This window comes from Streptomyces angustmyceticus (assembly GCF_019933235.1).
Taxonomy (GTDB): domain Bacteria; phylum Actinomycetota; class Actinomycetes; order Streptomycetales; family Streptomycetaceae; genus Streptomyces; species Streptomyces angustmyceticus.
This window is the reverse complement of record NZ_CP082945.1, coordinates 5,654,500-5,672,514: the sequence shown is the minus strand read 5'-3', so window position 1 is coordinate 5,672,514 and position 18,015 is coordinate 5,654,500. Positions and strand designations below refer to the sequence as shown.

Below are 18,015 nucleotides of genomic sequence, written 5' to 3'. Positions count from 1 at the left end.
CGCAGGTCACCCCCACGACTCCAGGCCCGTTCCAGGCGGCACACCCGGCACGCCCGTCAGGCCGGACCGGAATAATCGAAGGCGTCACCCGCGTGCCCGAACGCCCCGGCAGCGCAGCACCTACGCGGCGGGGGCGCAGGAGAAAGCAGGAAACGCCATGGACCTCAGCACCGCACTCCGGACCGAGCGGCTGGTCGCCATCATCCGGGGCAGAGAGGCGGAGGCGTCCTTCCGCACGGTCATGGCGCTCGTGGAAGCAGGACTCCCGCTGATCGAGGTCTCGCTCAGCGGCAAGGACGCCCTCACCGTGATCCGACGCGCGCGCGCCGAACTGGGCGACGCGGCCTGGCTCGGCGCCGGCACCGTCCTGACCGCCGCCGACGCCCGGCGCGCCGCCGAGGCCGGGGCGAACCTCATCGTCACGCCCGGCCTGGGCGCCGGCCTGGAGGAGTCCGTACGCCAGGGGCTGCCGACGCTCGCCGGGGTGATGACGCCGTCGGAGGTGATCGCGGCCGACGCGCTGGGGGTCTCGGCCCTGAAGCTGTTCCCGGCGTCGGCCGGCGGGCCCGCGTATCTGCGGACGCTGCGCGCGCCTTTCCCCGAGCTGCCGTTCGTGCCGGTCGGCGGGGTGGACGCGGCGGCCGCCCAGGAGTACTTCGCCGCGGGGGCGGTGGCGGTGGGCGTCGGCTCGCCGCTGGTCGGGGACGCGGCGGACGGCGGCGACCTGGACGGGCTGCGCAAGCGCGCGGCGGAGTTCAGGGCGGTGTGCGCCCGATGACGGGACAGCCGTTCTCCGGGGGCGGGGAGGAACCGCAGGCCGGCGCCGCTCCCCTCCCCGGGACCGCCCCGGGCCGCCCTCGGGTCCCCCGCCAGCCGGGCCGCCCGGACGTCTTCACCTTCGGCGAGACCATGGTCGCGCTGCGCGGCAGCGGCCCGCTGAAGCTCGGTGGCACGATGCGGGTCTCCGTCGCCGGGGCGGAGAGCAATGTCGCCATCGGCCTGGCCCGGCTCGGGCACGACGTCCGCTGGGCGGGCGCGGTCGGCGAGGACGAGGCCGGCCAGTTGGTGCTGCGCACGCTGCGCGCCGAGGGCGTGGAGGTGTCCGGCGCCGCGACCGATCCGGACGCCCCGACCGGGCTGCTCCTCTTCGAGCCGCGGCTGCCCGAGGTCACACGGGTGCACTACTACCGGGCGGGATCGGCCGGCTCGCGGCTCGCCGCGGACACCGTCGGCCGTGCCTTCCACGCGGCCCCGCCCCGCGTGCTGCACCTGACGGGCATCACCCCGGCGCTGAGCCCAGCGGCCCGCTCGGCGGCCCTCCGCGCCCTCCGGCTGGCACGCGAACACGGCTCGCTGGTCTGCCTCGACGTCAACTTCCGCGCCCGCCTGTGGACCGCCGGGGAAGCCGCGGCGGTCCTCCGGGAATGGATGCCCTTCGTGGACGTCCTGATCGCCTCCGATGACGAACTCCCGCTGTGCCTGCCGGAAGACGGGGACGGACCGGACGGCACGGCGGCAGCCGCCGGGGCGGGACCCGCCGGCCCGGCCCCCGACTCCTCCGGCTCCTCCGACTCCCTCGCCTCCCCCGACTCCCTCGCCTCGCAGGCCCGGGCTCTGCTGGACCTGGGCGTCGGTGAGGTCGTGGTCAAGCTCGGTGCGGCCGGGGCCACGGCCTTCACCTGCGGCGGCTCCCTGCACCGGCCCGCCAGGGCCGTGCGGGCGGTGGACGCGGTGGGCGCCGGCGACGCCTTCGTGGCGGGCTATCTGTCGGCGCTGCTGGACGGCGAGGGCCCGGCCGGCTGCCTGGAGCGGGCCGTCACCACCGGAGCCTTCGCCGTCGCGTCCCCCGGCGACTGGGAGGGCGCGCCGACCCGCGCGGAGCTGGGCATGCTGGGCGCGCCACCCGGCACCGTCGTCCGCTGAGCGGGGGCCACGGCTAACCTGTGCCCATGCCTCGTTACGAATACCGGTGCCGCCCCTGCGACTCCACCTTCGAGCTGAACCGGCCGATGGCCGAGTCCTCCGCCCCGGCCGTGTGCCCCGAGGGGCACGAGGACACCGTGAAGCTCCTCTCCGCGGTCGCCGTCGGCGGCTCCGCCTCCGCTCCGGCCCCGAAGGGCGGCGGAGGCGGCGGCTGCTGCGGAGGCGGCTGCTGCGGCTAGGGCACGTCCCGGGCCGGGCCCCGAGCCCGGCCCCGCGGGCACCCATGGCCGGGCCGCGCGGCCCCGGTCCCTGCCACCGCGCCCGTGCGGGGCGGCCGTTACCTCTTGCGGGCCAGCGTCACCCCGTCCGCCACGGTGAGGATCACCGCCTCCATACGGGAGTCCGCCATGACGTGGTCGTTGAACGCCCTGATCGCCAGGGCCGAGCCGGTCGCCGCCGGGTCGGTGACCTGGCCGTGGTACAGGACGTTGTCCGCGACGATCAGGCCGCCCTGCCGCATCCGGGGCACCAGCTCCTCCCAGTAGGCGATATAGCCGCCCTTGTCCGCGTCGAGGTAGGCGAGATCGATGTGCGGTTCGGCCGGCATCGCCCGCAGCGTCTCCAGCGCGGGCGCGATCCGCAGCTCGACACGGTCGCCGACGCCGGCCTTCTCCCACGCCTCCCTGCCGTACGCCGTCCACTCCTCGGACACGTCGCAGGCGATCAGCGTGCCGTCCGCGGGCAGCGCCTGGGCCATGGACAGCGCCGAGAAGCCGGTGAACGTGCCCACCTCGACGACATGACGGGCCCCGATCAGCCGCACCAGGAACGCCAGCAGCGGCCCCTGTTCCTCGGCCGACTGCATGCCCGCGGCGTCCGGGAACTGCTGACGGGTGAGCTCGATGATGTCCCGCTGCGCGGCGTTCAGGGGTGGGTTGTGGGCGAGGACGTAGTCGTACATCTCCGCCGTGATCGGCGTGCTCTTGGACTCAGCCACAGCCTCTCCTCTTGATCAAGGATCGCGGTCCCGGCCGGTCACCGGACGATGCGGCCGGCCGCCCCGGCGAGACTAACCGAGCCCTCACCTCCGGCCACCGCTTTCCGCGCTTCCCCTCCCCCGCGCCCCGCCACCGCGTCCGCGGCGGCGGTCCTCGTCGTCGCCCGGGTCAGCCGGCGTGGCCCGGGGGCACCACGCCACCGAGGAAGGCCCGCACGATCTCCTCGCCCGCGGCGACGCCCCGCTCGTCGAGCGCCGTGACGTGCGGGGCGTGCCAGCCGGAGTCCGCCAGCTCCCCGTGTCCGGGCCGCCAGCCGCGGTCCGCGGCCAGCAGCAGATCGGCGTCGAGGAGGGAATCGCCGGCCGCGAGGATCCCGGACGCCCCGGTGCGGCGGGCCACCTCCGCCACGGCCGCGCTCTTGGTCAGCGGCTTCGGCACGGCGTAGATCTTGCGGCCCTGGAGGGACACGGTCCAGCCGCGTTCGTCCGCCCAGCCGGCGAGGTCCTTCACCCAGGTGTCCGGCAGCAGCGGCCGCTCCACGACGAGATAGGCGAAGAGGTCCTCCGCGACACGCTCCTTGAGCAGCCAGGCCGGGTCGGCGGCGCGGACGAGATGCGCGCGGACCTCGTCCAGGGGCGCACACCGCGCGGCGAGCCGCCCGGCGACGGTGCGCTGCCAGTCCGGGTCCGGCTCACCGTGCACCAGCAGATGGCCGCCGTTGGCGCAGACGGCGAACTCCGGCGCCGGGCCCGGCAGGTGGATGCGCCCGTACTGCTCGCGCGTACGGGTGGTGGCCGGGACGAACGTGGTGGCGCCGGCCAGTTCGGCGAGCAGGGCCGCGGCCGTCTCCGTCATGTAGGACAGCGGCTTGTGCTCGTAGGTCTCGACGCACAGCAGCCGGGGGGCTTCGGCGTCGGGCATGGTCAGGCCCAGGGCGGGGGCCGAATAGATCAGGGTGCGGTCGAGGTCGCTGGCGACCAGAAGAGGGGCAGCGCGCAGCGCTTCCGGGGAAGGGTGGTGGTGGGCGAGGGGCCGGCCGTCCATCAGGAGGCCACCGCCTTGCCGTCGGCGCCCGTGGCCCCGCGGGTGAAGCGGGGGTGGATCAACCCGACGCAGGTGTAGGGCAGTTCGCCGACCTCTTCGACGGGCACGCCCCGCTGTTCCGCCAGGAGGCGCACATGGTCGAGGTCGGCCCCGGCGCCCTGCCGGGCCAGGATCTTCCAGGGCACCCGGCGCAGCAGCACCCGCGTGGTCTCGCCGACCCCGGGCTTCACGAGGTTCACGTCGTCGATGCCGTACTCCTCGCTGATCCGCTCGACGGCCGCCCAGCCCTCCCAGGTGGGTGCCCGGTCGGCGGCGGCCAGCTCCTTCACGTCCGAGGCGACCTGGTCGGCCACCTCGTCGAAGCGGGCGCTCACCGCGTCCAGGAACACCCGCGACAGGTCGTCCCCGGCCAGCTCGCGGTAGAACTTCGCGCCGTGGAAGTCGTCCGGTCCCACGAGGTCGTCGCGCAGGACGGTGCGGGATATCAGGCCGGAGACGGTGGAGTTGAGGCAGGCGGACGGGATGAGGAAGTCGTCCCGGGTGCCGTAGGTCTCGACACAGCCACCGGGGTCGGCGAGCACGGCGATCCGCGGGTCGAAGCCCGGGAAGTCCTCCAGGGCCAGGGCGAGTTCGCGGGTGATGGCGCCCTTTCCGGTCCAGCCGTCCACGAAGACGACGTCCGCCGGATCGTGGTGCGCGGCCAGCCAGCGCAGCGCGGTGGTGTCGATGCCCCGGCCGCGGACGATCGAGGCCGCGTAGTGCGGCAGCTCCAGGCCGTGGGCGTGCAGCGCCCAGCGGCGCATCAGCACCCCGACGGGGGTGCCGGCGCGGGCCAGCGACACCAGTACGGGGCGCGGGCCGCGCTCGGCGAGCACGGTCTCGGTGACGGTCCCGACCGCCCGCGCGACACGGCCCGCGGAGGTCTCCAGCGCGCTGTGGAAGAGCGCCCGGTACTGCTCGCTCGGCTGGTATTCGACCGGCAGCGACTCGGCGTAGTGGGCGCCACCGCGCTGGATGGCCTCCTCGCGCTCCTCGGTCGGCGCCTCCAGGGTGATGTCGGAGAGGTCCTGCAGCAGCCAGCCGACCTCGTCGGCGGTGTAGGAGGAGAAGCCGGGGCCGCGCAGCGGCTCGGGGAGGGACGCGGACCGGGCCGGGGGCCGCGGGGCGTAGGAGGGGACGACGGCGAGCAGCAGCCGGCCGGCGTGCCCGGCGAGCCGGTCCAGCAGACCGCCGGCGGTGTGCAGCTCCGGGAGGTCGCCGCGGGAGTCCACGACGGCCACGACGGCGTCGAAGCCGCGCTCCGGGTCGGTGCCGGCCGCGACGTTGTAGGCGTACCGCTCCCCCGGCCCGTCGGCGGGCTGGTCGTGGGCGGGGAAGGACAGCCGGGTCCGTATCGCGTAGCCGGGGTCGTCGACGGCGAGCACCGGCGACCGGGTGGTGGTGGAGAAGAAGACGCCCGGACCCGCGGGCGTCGCGGACACCCGACCGTCCCGGGGCGCCGCCGCGGCACCCTCGGCGTCCGGCGCCGGCCCGGCGCCGCTCGCCTCCTCGGCCAGGAGGGTGTCCAGCGCCTCGGCCATCCGCAGCGGCGCGTACATCAACTCCTCGTTGCCGAGGACGAGGACGCGGCGGGCACCGTCCAGGTGCCGGGCGATCCGGGCGGCCATGCCCGGCAGAGCGGCCTCCAGGCGGGCGCGGTGCGCCGGTGCGAAGCCGTGCCGGCCGCCGTCCGGCAGCCCGGCGGGCCAGCCCAGATCGACCCGTACGACATCCGCCCCGCCGCCGGGCGCCGGGGCATCCCCGCCCCCGAGCCCCTCACCGGCCTCATGGGCGGCGACGAGTTCCTGCCCGCGGGTCAGGACGTCCTCCGGCAACTCCACGCCCCCCGCGGCGAGCGCCACGAGGTCCACGCGGGCGCCCAGGTCGGCCGCGAACTTCTCCAGACGGCCGCGGTCCGCGTCGGAGCGCATGTCGACCAGGGCGACGACCACGTACCGCTCACGCGGGAATTGCGCATGCAGCGCCTTGATCGTGTTCAGGACGGTCCTGCCGGTGGAGAACTCGTCGTCGACGAGCACCAGCGGTCCGTCGCCCGCGAGCAGGGCGCGGTCCTCGGGGAGCAGCAGATGCGAGGTGGCGTGGCTGTGCTCCTCCTCGAATCCGCCCACCTGCGCCACGCCCGCCACCGGGCGGCGGGTGGAGTGCAGGTACGGCGCGAGGGCCAGGCCGTCGGCCACCGAGTGCCCCAGGCCGGTGGCGGTCTCGGCGTAGCCCAGGACGACGGCGCGGGCGGCGGCCTCGTCACCCAGCAACTCGCGCACCCGGCGTCCCAGCCCGACGCCGGCGCCGTGGACCACGCCGGGGCGCTGGGGCACATGCTTGCCGAGCACGTTCGACACGAGCAGATGGGCCCGCTTGGGGTTGCGGCGCAGCGCGAGCCCCAGCAGTTCCGGCAGCTCGTCCCCGCCGCTCAGCGAGACCCCGAGCCGGCCGGCGACCCATTCTCCCGTCCAGACCACGCGTTCCGTCTCCTTCGTCGTACCGTTCATCCGTCTCACCGCGTCCGCCGCCGTTCAGCTCTGCGGCAGGCTCGCCGCCAGCAGCTCCACGAACCCGATGCCCTCGCGGGCCACGCCGAACGCCTCGGCGCGCAGCAGGGTCCGCTCGGCCCAGGCCCGGTGCGGCTTCACCTCGTTCATCTTGTTCGTATAGGCGGAGCGCAACACCCCGCCGTCGCCGCGTTCGGGCCGCAGGATGTCGACCGCGTCGCTGAACTCCTCATGGCTGACGACCGAGAGGGCGTGCACCGGCGCGACGTGCGAGGGGTGGATGCAGGTCTTGCCCTGCAGGCCGTTCGCGCGGTCGAGTTCGATCTCCCGCAGCAGGCCGTCCATGTCGTGCTCGATCAGGGCGGTGCGCAGCTCCTCGGCGCGGCCGAGGAACGGGCTGCGGCGCAGCTGCGGCTTGAACATCCTCTCCTGCAGCCGGAAGTACTCCCACACGGGGCCGGTGACCGTGAAGCCCGTGCCGTCGGCCCGGCCCAGTACGTTCACCACGTCGGCGATCACGGAGGCGACGATCTGCACGTCGTACGCCGTCATGTCAGGGGCCCGGCGCAGCCCGTAGGCGGAGCAGAAGTCCGTGACACCGAGCCGCAGGGCGAGCACCCGGTCCCGGAACTTGTCCACGGTCCTGGCGATGCCCCGGAGGGTCTCGGCGCGGCTCTCCAGATGCAGCAGCTCCGGCGACTCCAGCACCGGCATCGCGAAGAGCCGCCGGGCGCAGTCGGCCTCGGCGGCGGTCAGCGCTTCGAGGAACGGGACGCCGCGCTCCTCGGTGAACTTCGGAAGTACAAATCCGGACAGCCTGTGCACGGCGGCGCCCATCCGGCGCACCAGATCCGGTATCTGGCCGGGCGCGCGGACGCGGACGAACAGCAGCGGAAGGTCGGTGCCCGCGGCGGCCGCCTCGTCCAGCAGACCGAGCTGCCGCACGAGGTTCTCCTCGCCGGCCTCGACGTCCGCGTCGCTTATGGAGTCCTCCAGGCACAGCACCATGGACTTCACGCCGAGTGCGGCCTGTTTGACGACATCGGCGGCGAGCCGCGGGCGGGTGGCGGGGCTGTAGAGCGTCGCGCCCAGGGCGACCGCGAGGGTGCGGGCCGGGGAGTCCGCGGAGAACTCCACCGGCTCCTGGTGGAACAGCGTCTTGTGGATGTCGGGCGGAAGGTGCCCAAAGTGCCGCATACAACTCCCCGTATACATGCGGGACCCGGGCACCCCCGCTGCGTCTCGCTGTCTGGATCCAGCCGGTAATCGTACGTGTGTGGGGGCCTGGTTAGTTCCCGCGTGCGTGAAAATCACGTAACCCCCACGGGGCTCCCGGGTACCTGCCGTCGCACCCCGAAGGCGGCTCGTGGCCCCCCGCGTTGTCGCTGCGACCTCAGGGAAGGCAGGATTGCGGCATGACGCACGCGATGCTGAAAGGGTCGAACGTCCCCCTCGATGCCACGGCTGTCCGGGCCGTCCTGCGCTGGACCCCCGGCACAGGCGTCCCCGATGTCGACGCCTCGGCCCTGCTGGTGGGGCCCGAGGGGCGCGTGCACTCCGACGAGGACTTCGTCTTCTACAACCAACCGCGGCACCCCAGCGGCCTGGTGCGGCACCTGCCCAAGACCCGGCTCGACGAGAGCCTGACCGACACCATCGAGGCGGATCTGTCGGCGCTGGACGCGTCGGTGGACCGGGTGGTGCTGGCCGCGTCCTCGGACGGCGGCGTGTTCGCGGGGGTCCCGGATCTGCGGGTCCTGCTGTACGACGCGGCGGCGAGCGACGGCGAGCCGGTCGCGGTCTTCGACGTGGTGCCCGAGACGGGCGACGAGCGGGCCCTGATCTGCGGGGAGTTGTACCGGCGCGCGGACGGCTGGAAGTTCCGCGCCCTGGGGCAGGGGTACGAGACCGGCCTGGTGGGCCTGGCGACCGAGTTCGGGATCTCGGTGGAGGAGGGCGAGGCGGACGGCGACGGCCCGGCGACGCCGGACGAGGCGTCCGCACCGGCCTCGGCGGCACCGAGGCCGCAGGCACCCGCCTCGGAGGCTCCGGCATCGGAAGCGCCGGCGTCGGCGCCCTCCGGCCCCGAGCCCGCGGCGACGCCCGACCCGGCCCCGGCGGCGAGCGCCCCGGCCGCCTCCGCGACCCCGCCGCCCAGCACCTGGCCCGAGGAAGCCTCGGGCCCCCCGTCCGCGGCGGACGGGCAGGCGTCCTCGGCGTCGGACCCGGACGCGGTCACCCAGCACGTCCCGGACGCCATGCCGGAGCCCTTCTCGTCCGCACCGCTGCCGTCGCCCGCCGCGCCGTCCCAGGCGCCGGGGACGCCGCCCACCAGCGGCGGCTACGGCTACCCGCAGAACGTGCCCCCGCCGCCCACCCAGCCCCCGGCCCAGCCCGCCTACGGCTACCCGGGGCCGCCGCCGCAGTACCAGCCCCAGCAGCCGCCCCCGGCGCCGTACGGCGCTCCGCAGCCGCCGCAGCAGTCCCCCGCGACCTACGGCTACCCGCCGCAGCAGCCCTTCGTGCCGGACCCGTCGTTCGTCCTGCCGCCCCAGGGACCGCAGTTCCAGCGGCGTTAGCGATCTCCGGCAACGGTCCCTGCCGACGCGATGCGGGCAGGGACCGGGGCGGGCACGCCCGCCTCACGCGTTCGTCTTGTAGCCCCGCCCCCACTGCAGGCCCCAGCCGTACAGCCGGTCGAGCTCCGCCTGGAAGCCGTAGACGTACTTCACCTCGCGGCGCACCGTCAGCTCGCCCTTGACGTTCTCCAGCATGAAGATGGCGCAGGAACGGGCCTGCGGCGCCCGCTCGTCCAGCTTGACCTCGACCCGCGGCCCGCTGCTCGGATAGAGCGTCACGACCGCGTGCGTACGGTCGAACGCGGGCGTCCCGTCGTAGATGTAGACGAAGAGCAGCATGCGCTTGATCTCGTCGCGGTGATCGAGGTTGATGTAGAGCGTCTCGCCGGATCCCGAACCGAAGCGGTCGTCGCCGCTGAGCTTCACGAAGGGCGGGGCGTTGAGGTCGCCGAGGAAGTTGCCCAGCGGCTGTACCACGCCCTTGGTGCCGTCCTGGAGCTCGTACAGGCAGGCCAGGTCCAGGTCGACATTGACCACGGCCGGCCCCTGCGCCTGCACTATCTCGGGCTTGAACAGCTTGCCCGGATTCCGCAGCAGCCCGCCCCTGCCCTGCCCGCCGCGCTCGTGCAGGTCCGAGGTCCGCATCTGCCAGTGCAGATTGACCCGCAGATGCCCGGAGGCCGCCCCCTGCTTGGTCAGCGAGACGACCGGACTCCGTTTCGTCAGCTCGACGACGTACGACGCCCCGCCGCTGTCGAAGTCGAACTTCGCGCCGCCACCACGCCACAGATTCCCCAGGAACGACACTCTGCCCACCCCATAGCTCGGCCCCACATCACTGCGGGGCGGCCCGAGGTCCGCACCTCGCAGCCGCCCCGCAAAGAGCGTTCCTCAATCAGCGTCGCGTCACACTCCGGAGGTGACTTCCGACGGTGTTCCCGAGGTGTCCCCGGGCCTGCCCTCGCGCCGGTTGCGGATCACGGACGACACGAAGGAGAGGCCGATCAGCGCGATGCCCACCAGGCCGGTGACGACCTCGGGGATCTCGTACTTGATCGTGGCCAGCAGGATCACGGCCAGCGCGCCGATCGCGTAGTGGGCGCCGTGCTCCAGGTAGACGTAGTCGTCCAGGGTCCCCTTGCGGACCAGGAAGACCGTCAGCGAACGGATGTACATCGCGCCGATGCCCAGACCCAGCGCCATCATGAAGATGTCGTTGGTGATCGCGAAGGCGCCGATGACACCGTCGAAGGAGAACGACGCGTCGATGACCTCCAGGTAGAGGAACATGAAGAACGCGGCCTTGCCGGCCAGGCCCACGGCCGCGCCGGTGCCCTTCGTCGCGGGGGCCGCGGCGGCCTCCTCGCCCTCGTCGTCCTCGTCGTCCTCCAGCTTGTCCTCGAAGTAGCCGGAGACGCCGCCGACGACGAGATACGTGATCATGCCCGCGACGCCGGCCAGCAGGACCGTGGCGCTCTTGTCACCGGCGCCGTGCGCGGCGTCGGTGGCCACCGTCATCGCGGTCACCAGCAGGACGACCAGCCCGATGATGACCGACAGCATGTCGAGCTTGCCCATCTTGGCCATGGGCTTCTCGATCCAGGACAGCCACTTGTAGTCGCGCTCCTCGAATATGAAGTCGAGGAAGATCATCAGCAGGAAGATTCCGCCGAAGGCCGCGATGGCCGGGTGCGCGCTGGTGACCAGTTCCTGGTATTGCGCCTTGTCGTTGATGGCGAGGTTGACCGCCTCGATCGGCCCCAGCTTCGCGGTGATCGCGACAATGACGACCGGGAACACCAGCCGCATGCCGAACACCGCGATGAGGATGCCGACGGTGAGGAAGATCTTCTGCCAGAAGGCGTTCATCTTGCGCAGGATGCCCGCGTTGATCACGGCGTTGTCGAACGAGAGCGAGATCTCCAGGATGGACAGGATCCCGACAATCGCCAGCCCCTGCCACCCCCAGAGCACGCCCGCCAAGGCGAGGCCTATCACCGTGATGGCGAACGACCAGCCAAAGGTTTTCAGGAGCACTGCCTACCCAATCCCTCGCTGTATGGGGTCCCCCGCGCGCAGCGCGCGGCGCTTTACGAAACGTTGACCCCGAAGTCTAGAGCGATGCCCCGCAGACCCGACGCGTACCCCTGCCCCACCGCACGGAACTTCCATTCGCCGTTGTGGCGGTACACCTCGCCGAAGATCATTGCGGTTTCGGCGGAGGCGTCCTCGCTGAGGTCGTAACGGGCGAGTTCGCTGCCGTCTGCCTGATTGACGATCCGGATAAAGGCATTGCTGACCTGGCCGAAGCTCTGGCCGCGCGCATCGGCCTCATGGATCGAGACCGGAAAAACGATCTTGTCGACCTGCTCGGGAACCTGCGAGAGATCGACGAGAACCGACTCGTCGTCGCCCTCTCCCTCGCCGGTGAGATTGTCCCCGGTGTGCTCGACGGAGCCCTCGGGGCTCTTGAGGTTGTTGTAGAAGACGAAGTACTCGTCCCCCAGCACCCGGCCCGACCGGCACAGCAGTGCGCTGGCGTCGAGGTCGAAGGGTGCTCCGGTCGTGGACCGCGCGTCCCAGCCGAGGCCGACCATGATCTGCGTGAGATCCGGCGCGGCCTTGGACAGGGAGACATTGCCCCCCTTGGCAAGCGTGACGCTCATCGTTCGCTTCCTCCCCTGCGTCCGTGCGGGCCGTGCCCGGCGCGGCCCGTGTCCTCGATGCGCGTCCGGCGCCGCACGTCCCCGGGCAGGGCGTACGGCGCCGGACGCCGTCGCTCCCGGGACCGGCCGGCCGCTGCGGCAGCCGCCCGGTCCCGGGACCGACGATCAGATGGCTGGATCCCCCGGGCCCTGACGAATCCCGTCGGATCCGTCAGGTCCCGCCGGATCAGACGTTGACGCCGAAGTCCTGCGCGATGCCGCGCAGCCCCGAGGCGTAGCCCTGGCCGATGGCCCGGAACTTCCACTCGGCGCCGTTGCGGTACAGCTCGCCGAAGACCATGGCGGTCTCGGTCGAGGCGTCCTCGCTCAGGTCGTAGCGCGCCAGCTCGTTGTTGTCGGCCTGGTTGACCACGCGGATGAAGGCGTTGCGGACCTGGCCGAAGCTCTGCTGGCGGGTCTCGGCGTCGTAGATCGACACCGGGAAGACGATCTTGGAGACGTCGGCCGGCACCGCGGCCAGGTTCACCTTGATCTGCTCGTCGTCGCCTTCGCCCTCACCGGTGATGTTGTCGCCGGTGTGCTCGACCGAACCGTCCGGGCTCTTCAGGTTGTTGAAGAACACGAAGTTCTGGTCGTTGGCCACCTTGCCCTGGTCGTTCGTCAGCAGGGCGCTGGCGTCCAGGTCGAAGTCCGTACCGGTGGTCGTGCGCGCGTCCCAGCCCAGACCGACGACGACGGCGGTCAGATTGGGGGCTTCCTTCGTCAGCGAGACGTTGCCGCCCTTGCTGAGGCTGACTCCCACGAGTCCTCCCATAGATTCGAGGGGTACGTAAAGATTGCGCCCCCATCGTGCATGGCATCGGATCAACGAATTGATCCTAGTGACCGGTTCCCACCGATTGCAGATCCCGCACCTGGATCCGTGCGGATTCGGCCCGGTGGGCGCAGGAGGGCGCCGGCCGGGGCGGGCGCGCGCCCTCAGAGGGTGTCGAGCGCCTTGACGTACTCGTTCAGGTCGCGGGCGTCGGGCAGGCCGTTGACGACCGTCCAGCGCACCACGCCCTCCTTGTCGATGATGAACGTGCCGCGCACCGCGCAGCCCTTCTCCTCGTCGAAGACGCCGTACGCCCGCGAGACCTCGCCGTGCGGCCAGAAGTCCGACAGCAGCGGGTACTCCAGGCCCTCCTGCTCGGCGAAGACGCGCAGCGAGAACGGGGAGTCGTTGGAGACGGCCAGCAGCTGGACGTCGTCGTTGACGAACTTCGGCAGCTCGTCGCGGAGCGCGCAGAGCTCACCGGTGCAGACGCCGGTGAAGGCGAAGGGGTAGAAGAGGAGGACGACGGCCTTCTCGCCGCGGAAGGAGGAGAGCTTGACCAGCTCGCCGTGCTGGTTCTTCAGCTCGAAATCCGGAGCCTTCGTGCCGACCTCGATCGCCATGGGGTGCTTCCCTTCCGCTCACTCGCAACAGGACGCGACCAACCCTACGCGCCGGTGTGCACGTCCGGGGAACCTGTCCTGAACAGGGCCGAGCCCCCTCCGGAACAGGCGGAGGGGGCTCGGTGGCGCACGGTGGGACGGTGCGGCTCAGCGCTTGCCCGCCTTGGGCGTGACCAGGCGGCTTCCGGCCCAGTCCTTGCCCGCGTTGATGCTCTTGGTCTGGGACAGACCCGCGGTCTGCGCGGCCTCATTGATGTCGCTCGGTTCGACGTAACCGTCGCGGCCGGTCTTCGGGGTCAGCAGCCAGATCTGCCCGCCCTCGTCGATCAGCCCGATGGCGTCCACCAGCGCGTCCGTGAGGTCGCCGTCCTCGTCCCGGAACCACAGCAGGACGACGTCACACACGTCGTCGTAGTCCTCGTCGACGAGATCCTGGCCGATCACGGTCTCAATGCCTTCGCGGAGATCCTGATCGACGTCGTCGTCGTAGCCGATCTCCTGGACCACCTGTCCGGGCTCGAACCCCAGCCTGGCGGCAGGGTTGGTCCGCTCCTCCGCGTGGTCCGCGGTCGCGCTCACGGATTGCCTCCTGTCATGTTTCGGAAATGCTCGGGGACCCCGCGCGTGCGCGGAGCATTGGGCGTAGTCCACACGGGCCGGGCGGATCGCGCAAGTACCCGGCGGTCCAGACCGCCGAAACGGTGACGTTCCGAGGCGTCTCGCCGCAAGCACGACCCCCGCAGGCCAGGCTGAAGTGATTCACGCCACAGCTTTCTGTGAAGTTTATCGGGTACTCGCGCGGGACTGGTCCCTTCGGGGGGCGGCGGCCGCCCCCGGACCCGATTTCGGCGCCCGCACGTCCGTACGCGAAGCACTTTCGACATGGGCGTATGGTTGCGATTTGGCCGACGCGAGAAATCGGCCTTTTCAGCGCCATCTCTCTACGGATGGTTACCCATCGGTAGAGGTGACGTATCCCTGTGGCTCGGTACACGATGGAAGACGGCGCGACACCAAGGCAGCGACAGCATTCGTCCCGTGCACAGCATCAATAGCCTGCAGAGCACGAAACGAACCGAACACGAAGGAACAGCGTGGCTTCCGGATCCGATCGAAACCCGATCATCATTGGCGGCCTTCCCAGCCAGGTCCCGGACTTCGATCCCGAAGAGACCCAGGAGTGGCTCGACTCGCTCGACGCAGCCGTCGACGAGCGCGGCCGGGAACGTGCCCGCTACCTCATGCTCCGCCTGATCGAGCGCGCGCGAGAGAAGCGGGTGGCCGTGCCCGAGATGCGCAGCACGGACTACATCAACACCATCGCGACCAAGAACGAGCCGTTCTTCCCGGGCAACGAGGAGATCGAGCGCAAGATCCTCAACGCCACCCGGTGGAACGCCGCCGTCATGGTCTCGCGCGCCCAGCGTCCGGGCATCGGCGTCGGCGGCCACATCGCCACCTTCGCGTCCTCCGCCTCCCTGTACGACGTGGGCTTCAACCACTTCTTCCGGGGCAAGGACGAGGGCGACGGCGGCGACCAGATCTTCTTCCAGGGCCACGCCTCGCCCGGTGTCTACGCCCGTGCGTACCTCCTGGACCGACTCTCCGAGGCGCAGCTCGACGCCTTCCGCCAGGAGAAGTCCAAGGCCCCCGACGGCCTGTCCAGCTACCCGCACCCGCGGCTGATGCCGGACTTCTGGGAGTTCCCGACCGTCTCGATGGGCCTCGGCCCGCTCGGCGCGATCTACCAGGCGCGGATGAACCGCTACATGGAGGCGCGCGGCATCGCCGACACCTCCAAGTCGCACGTATGGGCCTACCTCGGCGACGGCGAGATGGACGAGCCCGAGTCGCTCGGCCAGCTGTCCATCGCCGCCCGTGAGGGCCTGGACAACCTGACCTTCGTCGTCAACTGCAACCTGCAGCGCCTCGACGGCCCGGTCCGCGGCAACGGCAAGATCATGCAGGAGCTGGAGTCGCAGTTCCGCGGCGCCGGCTGGAACGTCATCAAGCTGGTGTGGGACCGCAGCTGGGACCCGCTGCTCGCGCAGGACCGCGACGGCATCCTGGTCAACAAGCTCAACACCACCCCCGACGGCCAGTTCCAGACGTACGCCACCGAGACCGGCGCGTACATCCGCGAGCACTTCTTCGGCGACGACCACCGGCTGCGCGCCATGGTCGAGAACATGACCGACGACCAGATCCTGCACCTGGGCCGCGGCGGTCACGACCACAAGAAGATCTACGCGGCGTACGCGGCGGCCAAGGCCCACAAGGGCCAGCCGACGGTGATCCTCGCGCAGACCGTCAAGGGCTGGACGCTCGGCCCGAACTTCGAGGGCCGCAACGCGACCCACCAGATGAAGAAGCTGACGGTCGACGACCTCAAGGGCTTCCGCGACCGGCTGCACCTGCCGATCCCGGACAAGGACCTGGAGGACGGCCTGCCGCCGTACTACCACCCGGGCCGGGACTCCGAAGAGATCCAGTACATGCACGACCGCCGCAAGGGCCTGGGCGGGTACGTCCCCACCCGTGTCGTGCGCGCCGAGCCGCTGCCGCTGCCGGACGACAAGGCCTACGCGGGCGCCAAGAAGGGCTCGGGACAGCAGAAGATCGCCACGACCATGGCGTTCGTCCGCATCCTGAAGGACCTCATGCGGGACAAGGAGATCGGCAAGCGCTTCGTGCCGATCGCGCCCGACGAGTACCGCACCTTCGGCATGGACGCGTTCTTCCCGTCGGCCAAGATCTACAACCCGCTGGGCCAGCAGTACGAGTCGGTCGACCGCGAACTGCTCCTCGCGTACAAGGAGTCGCCGACCGGCCAGATGCTGCACGACGGCATCACCGAGGCGGGCTGCACGGCCTCGCTGATCGCGGCGGGCTCCGCCTATGCGACGCACGGCGAGCCGCTGATCCCGGTCTACGTCTTCTACTCGATGTTCGGCTTCCAGCGCACCGGCGACCAGTTCTGGCAGATGGCCGACCAGCTCGCGCGCGGCTTCGTGCTCGGTGCGACCGCGGGCCGGACGACGCTGACCGGTGAGGGCCTGCAGCACGCCGACGGCCACTCCCAGCTGCTGGCCTCGACCAACCCGGCCTGTGTCGCCTACGACCCGGCCTACGGCTACGAGATCGCGCACATCGTCAAGGACGGTCTGCGGAGGATGTACGGGGAGAACTCCGAGGACATCTTCTACTACCTGACCGTCTACAACGAGCCGATCCAGCACCCGGCGGAGCCGTCCGACACCGACGTCGAGGGCATCCTCAAGGGTCTGCACCGCATCAAGGCGGGCGAGAAGGGCGAGCACGCGGCCCAGATCCTCGCCTCGGGTGTCGCGGTGCCGTGGGCCGTCGAGGCCCAGCAGATCCTCGCGGACGAGTGGAACGTCAAGGCCGATGTCTGGTCGGCGACCTCCTGGAACGAGCTGCGCCGCGACGCGGTGGAGGTCGAGGAGCACAACCTTCTGCACCCGGAGGAGGAGCAGCGCGTCCCGTACGTGACGCAGAAGCTCCAGGGTGCCGAGGGCCCGACGGTCGCCGTCTCGGACTGGATGCGGGCGGTTCCCGACCAGATCGCGCGCTGGGTTCCCGGCACGTACCAGTCGCTGGGTGCCGACGGCTTCGGCTTCGCGGACACCCGTGGCGCGGCCCGTCGCTTCTTCCACATCGACGCGCAGTCCATCGTCCTGGGCGTGCTCACCGAGCTCGCCAAGGAGGGCAAGGTCGACCGGTCGCTGCTGAAGCAGGCGATCGACCGCTACCAGCTCCTTGACGTCACGGCCGCCGAGGCCGGGGAGGCCGGCGGCGACGCCTGACCTCTCCGCGGCCGACGGCCGCACCGCCTCATCCGCGCCCCCCGACCAGCGTTCTGCGCCGGTCGGGGGGCGCTGTGGTGCGGGTGCGGGTGCGGGGGCGGGGCCGGGTCAGCGTTCCCATACCTTGAACGCCCTTACTTGGTACGGGGATCGGGGCACCCAGCTGCCGCCGCCCGGATAGGTGTCGAACTCGGCGGTCTCGGCGCACTCCGCGCTCTGGTAGGTGGTGACCGGCCGTCCGGTCCGGTTGGCGAGCGCGACGGCGGTGGTCCCCTTGGGCAGCGGGGTGCAGCTCTCGATGTCGGTGTCCGACAGTTCGTAGGTCCGCCGGGTGCCGCCGAAGTCCGCCTTCGGCCAGAGGCACAGCGCTCCCGCCGCGCAGGGGCCCGAGGCGGCACCGGCCCGGCCGCCGGGGGCCGCGTGCGCGGCCGGGGTGCCGAGGGCGGGCGGGACGGTGAGGGCCGCGGTGAGCGCGGCGAGGCCGGTGAGGAGCGCGGTGGTGCGGGACGGGTGCGGACGCAGGCGCATAGGAATCTCTCCCCCGTGGAGTACGACGATGGCGTTCCGCCGCGGGCGGGTCGCCCGCGGCGGGTGCTGCGTGTCGAGCTTCGCGAGGGCGCGGCGCGGTTGCCAAGGCCGTGGTGGCACGGCCACCCGGATCAGGTATGTGGACAGGCGGAGCGGCCCGGATCGGGGCGCCGGTGCACGGCGTTGACGGGGGACGGGGCGGCGGGGCGTGGTGCGGAAACCGTTCGCCCCATGGGCTGCCGGGGTCCGGGAGGTGGCCGGCGCCCCGGAGAAGGCCGGTGCCCGGTTCGGTTCCCCGGCCGGCTCATCCGGATGAGGGATTCGGCGCTCGGGCAGGGGCCAACTCCCGGCGGGCGTACGGCGGGAGGGCCAGGGCGGGGGCCGGGGAGGCCGGTTGACGCCCGCCGTTGACGTCAGCGCGCGGGCGGCGCGCACACATGCATCACAGCAACGGCGCGCGGCCG

Annotated in this window: 16 protein-coding genes; 5 read left to right on the top strand and 11 right to left on the bottom strand. The window is 71.7% G+C overall.

Features of this window, described 5'->3' with window-relative positions:
* Positions 1–157 precede the first annotated feature (157 nt).
* Genes K7396_RS25335 through K7396_RS25325 form a run of 3 tightly spaced genes read left to right on the top strand, consistent with a single transcriptional unit; the run spans position 158 to position 2,162 of the window.
* A complete protein-coding gene (locus K7396_RS25335; protein WP_086719531.1) occupies positions 158–778 on the top strand; it encodes a bifunctional 4-hydroxy-2-oxoglutarate aldolase/2-dehydro-3-deoxy-phosphogluconate aldolase in 621 nt (206 codons plus the stop codon).
* Positions 775–1,923 carry a sugar kinase gene (locus tag K7396_RS25330; RefSeq protein WP_086719533.1) on the top strand — a complete coding sequence of 383 codons (1,149 nt, stop codon included), beginning with the start codon at positions 775–777 and terminating at the stop codon, positions 1,921–1,923. The genes K7396_RS25335 and K7396_RS25330 overlap by 4 nt, the downstream gene beginning before the upstream one ends.
* A gap of 26 nt (positions 1,924–1,949) precedes the next feature.
* Positions 1,950–2,162, top strand: coding sequence for an FmdB family zinc ribbon protein (locus tag K7396_RS25325; protein WP_086719530.1), 213 nt, complete (start codon positions 1,950–1,952; stop codon positions 2,160–2,162).
* Positions 2,163–2,260: 98 nt separating this feature from the next.
* Here the strand turns inward: K7396_RS25325 and K7396_RS25320 are convergent, their stop codons facing one another.
* From K7396_RS25320 to K7396_RS25305, 4 genes are all read right to left on the bottom strand, one after another.
* Positions 2,261–2,884, bottom strand: coding sequence for an O-methyltransferase (locus K7396_RS25320; RefSeq protein WP_174886881.1), 624 nt, complete (start codon positions 2,882–2,884; stop codon positions 2,261–2,263).
* Between the two features lie 205 nt (positions 2,885–3,089).
* Positions 3,090–3,965 carry an HAD family hydrolase gene (locus K7396_RS25315; protein ID WP_373866887.1) on the bottom strand — a complete coding sequence of 292 codons (876 nt, stop codon included), beginning with the start codon at positions 3,963–3,965 and terminating at the stop codon, positions 3,090–3,092.
* On the bottom strand, positions 3,965–6,514 hold the full coding sequence (locus K7396_RS25310; RefSeq protein WP_086719528.1) for a phosphoribosyltransferase: 2,550 nt from the start codon (positions 6,512–6,514) through the stop codon (positions 3,965–3,967). The genes K7396_RS25315 and K7396_RS25310 overlap by 1 nt, the downstream gene beginning before the upstream one ends.
* A 24-nt stretch (positions 6,515–6,538) precedes the next feature.
* Positions 6,539–7,711, bottom strand: a complete 1,173-nt coding sequence (locus K7396_RS25305) for an HpcH/HpaI aldolase/citrate lyase family protein (protein WP_086719527.1) — start codon at positions 7,709–7,711, stop codon at positions 6,539–6,541.
* Positions 7,712–7,929: 218 nt separating this feature from the next.
* Here K7396_RS25305 and K7396_RS25300 point away from each other — a divergent pair, with 218 nt between their 5' ends.
* Positions 7,930–9,093, top strand: a complete 1,164-nt coding sequence (locus K7396_RS25300) for a TerD family protein (protein ID WP_152104390.1) — start codon at positions 7,930–7,932, stop codon at positions 9,091–9,093.
* 63 nt (positions 9,094–9,156) lie between these two features.
* Here K7396_RS25300 and K7396_RS25295 read toward each other — a convergent pair whose 3' ends face one another.
* From K7396_RS25295 to K7396_RS25270, 6 genes are all read right to left on the bottom strand, one after another.
* Positions 9,157–9,900: a TerD family protein gene (locus K7396_RS25295; RefSeq protein ID WP_086721106.1), complete on the bottom strand. Its 744-nt coding sequence runs from the start codon at positions 9,898–9,900 to the stop codon at positions 9,157–9,159.
* Positions 9,901–9,999: 99 nt separating this feature from the next.
* Positions 10,000–11,130: a DUF475 domain-containing protein gene (locus tag K7396_RS25290; protein WP_086721105.1), complete on the bottom strand. Its 1,131-nt coding sequence runs from the start codon at positions 11,128–11,130 to the stop codon at positions 10,000–10,002.
* A gap of 53 nt (positions 11,131–11,183) precedes the next feature.
* Positions 11,184–11,759 carry a TerD family protein gene (locus K7396_RS25285; protein ID WP_086721104.1) on the bottom strand — a complete coding sequence of 192 codons (576 nt, stop codon included), beginning with the start codon at positions 11,757–11,759 and terminating at the stop codon, positions 11,184–11,186.
* A gap of 226 nt (positions 11,760–11,985) precedes the next feature.
* The gene (locus K7396_RS25280; RefSeq protein ID WP_086721103.1) at positions 11,986–12,561 is read right to left on the bottom strand and encodes a TerD family protein; all 576 of its coding nucleotides are present in this window, start codon (positions 12,559–12,561) and stop codon (positions 11,986–11,988) included.
* A 176-nt stretch (positions 12,562–12,737) separates the two neighbouring features.
* Positions 12,738–13,196, bottom strand: coding sequence for a peroxiredoxin (locus tag K7396_RS25275; protein ID WP_086721102.1), 459 nt, complete (start codon positions 13,194–13,196; stop codon positions 12,738–12,740).
* 147 nt (positions 13,197–13,343) lie between these two features.
* Positions 13,344–13,775 carry a DUF3052 domain-containing protein gene (locus K7396_RS25270; RefSeq protein WP_030081424.1) on the bottom strand — a complete coding sequence of 144 codons (432 nt, stop codon included), beginning with the start codon at positions 13,773–13,775 and terminating at the stop codon, positions 13,344–13,346.
* A 515-nt stretch (positions 13,776–14,290) separates the two neighbouring features.
* Between K7396_RS25270 and aceE the strand changes: the two genes are divergently transcribed.
* The gene (gene aceE / locus K7396_RS25265) at positions 14,291–17,023 is read left to right on the top strand and encodes a pyruvate dehydrogenase (acetyl-transferring), homodimeric type (RefSeq protein WP_086721101.1); all 2,733 of its coding nucleotides are present in this window, start codon (positions 14,291–14,293) and stop codon (positions 17,021–17,023) included.
* A 108-nt stretch (positions 17,024–17,131) separates the two neighbouring features.
* Here aceE and K7396_RS25260 read toward each other — a convergent pair whose 3' ends face one another.
* Positions 17,132–17,551, bottom strand: coding sequence for a peptidase inhibitor family I36 protein (locus tag K7396_RS25260; protein ID WP_086721100.1), 420 nt, complete (start codon positions 17,549–17,551; stop codon positions 17,132–17,134).
* Positions 17,552–18,015: the final 464 nt, after the last annotated feature.

Bases quoted from the DNA above. Each gene is read 5' to 3' on its own strand.
- K7396_RS25335 (WP_086719531.1), top strand. From the start codon at position 158: ATGGACCTCAGCACCGCACTCCGGACCGAGCGGCTGGTCGCCATCATC.
- K7396_RS25330 (WP_086719533.1), top strand. From the start codon at position 775: ATGACGGGACAGCCGTTCTCCGGGGGCGGGGAGGAACCGCAGGCCGGC.
- K7396_RS25325 (WP_086719530.1), top strand. From the start codon at position 1,950: ATGCCTCGTTACGAATACCGGTGCCGCCCCTGCGACTCCACCTTCGAG.
- K7396_RS25320 (WP_174886881.1), bottom strand. From the start codon at position 2,884: ATGTACGACTACGTCCTCGCCCACAACCCACCCCTGAACGCCGCGCAG.
- K7396_RS25315 (WP_373866887.1), bottom strand. From the start codon at position 3,965: ATGGACGGCCGGCCCCTCGCCCACCACCACCCTTCCCCGGAAGCGCTG.
- K7396_RS25310 (WP_086719528.1), bottom strand. From the start codon at position 6,514: ATGAACGGTACGACGAAGGAGACGGAACGCGTGGTCTGGACGGGAGAA.
- K7396_RS25305 (WP_086719527.1), bottom strand. From the start codon at position 7,711: ATGCGGCACTTTGGGCACCTTCCGCCCGACATCCACAAGACGCTGTTC.
- K7396_RS25300 (WP_152104390.1), top strand. From the start codon at position 7,930: ATGACGCACGCGATGCTGAAAGGGTCGAACGTCCCCCTCGATGCCACG.
- K7396_RS25285 (WP_086721104.1), bottom strand. From the start codon at position 11,759: ATGAGCGTCACGCTTGCCAAGGGGGGCAATGTCTCCCTGTCCAAGGCC.
- K7396_RS25275 (WP_086721102.1), bottom strand. From the start codon at position 13,196: ATGGCGATCGAGGTCGGCACGAAGGCTCCGGATTTCGAGCTGAAGAAC.
- K7396_RS25260 (WP_086721100.1), bottom strand. From the start codon at position 17,551: ATGCGCCTGCGTCCGCACCCGTCCCGCACCACCGCGCTCCTCACCGGC.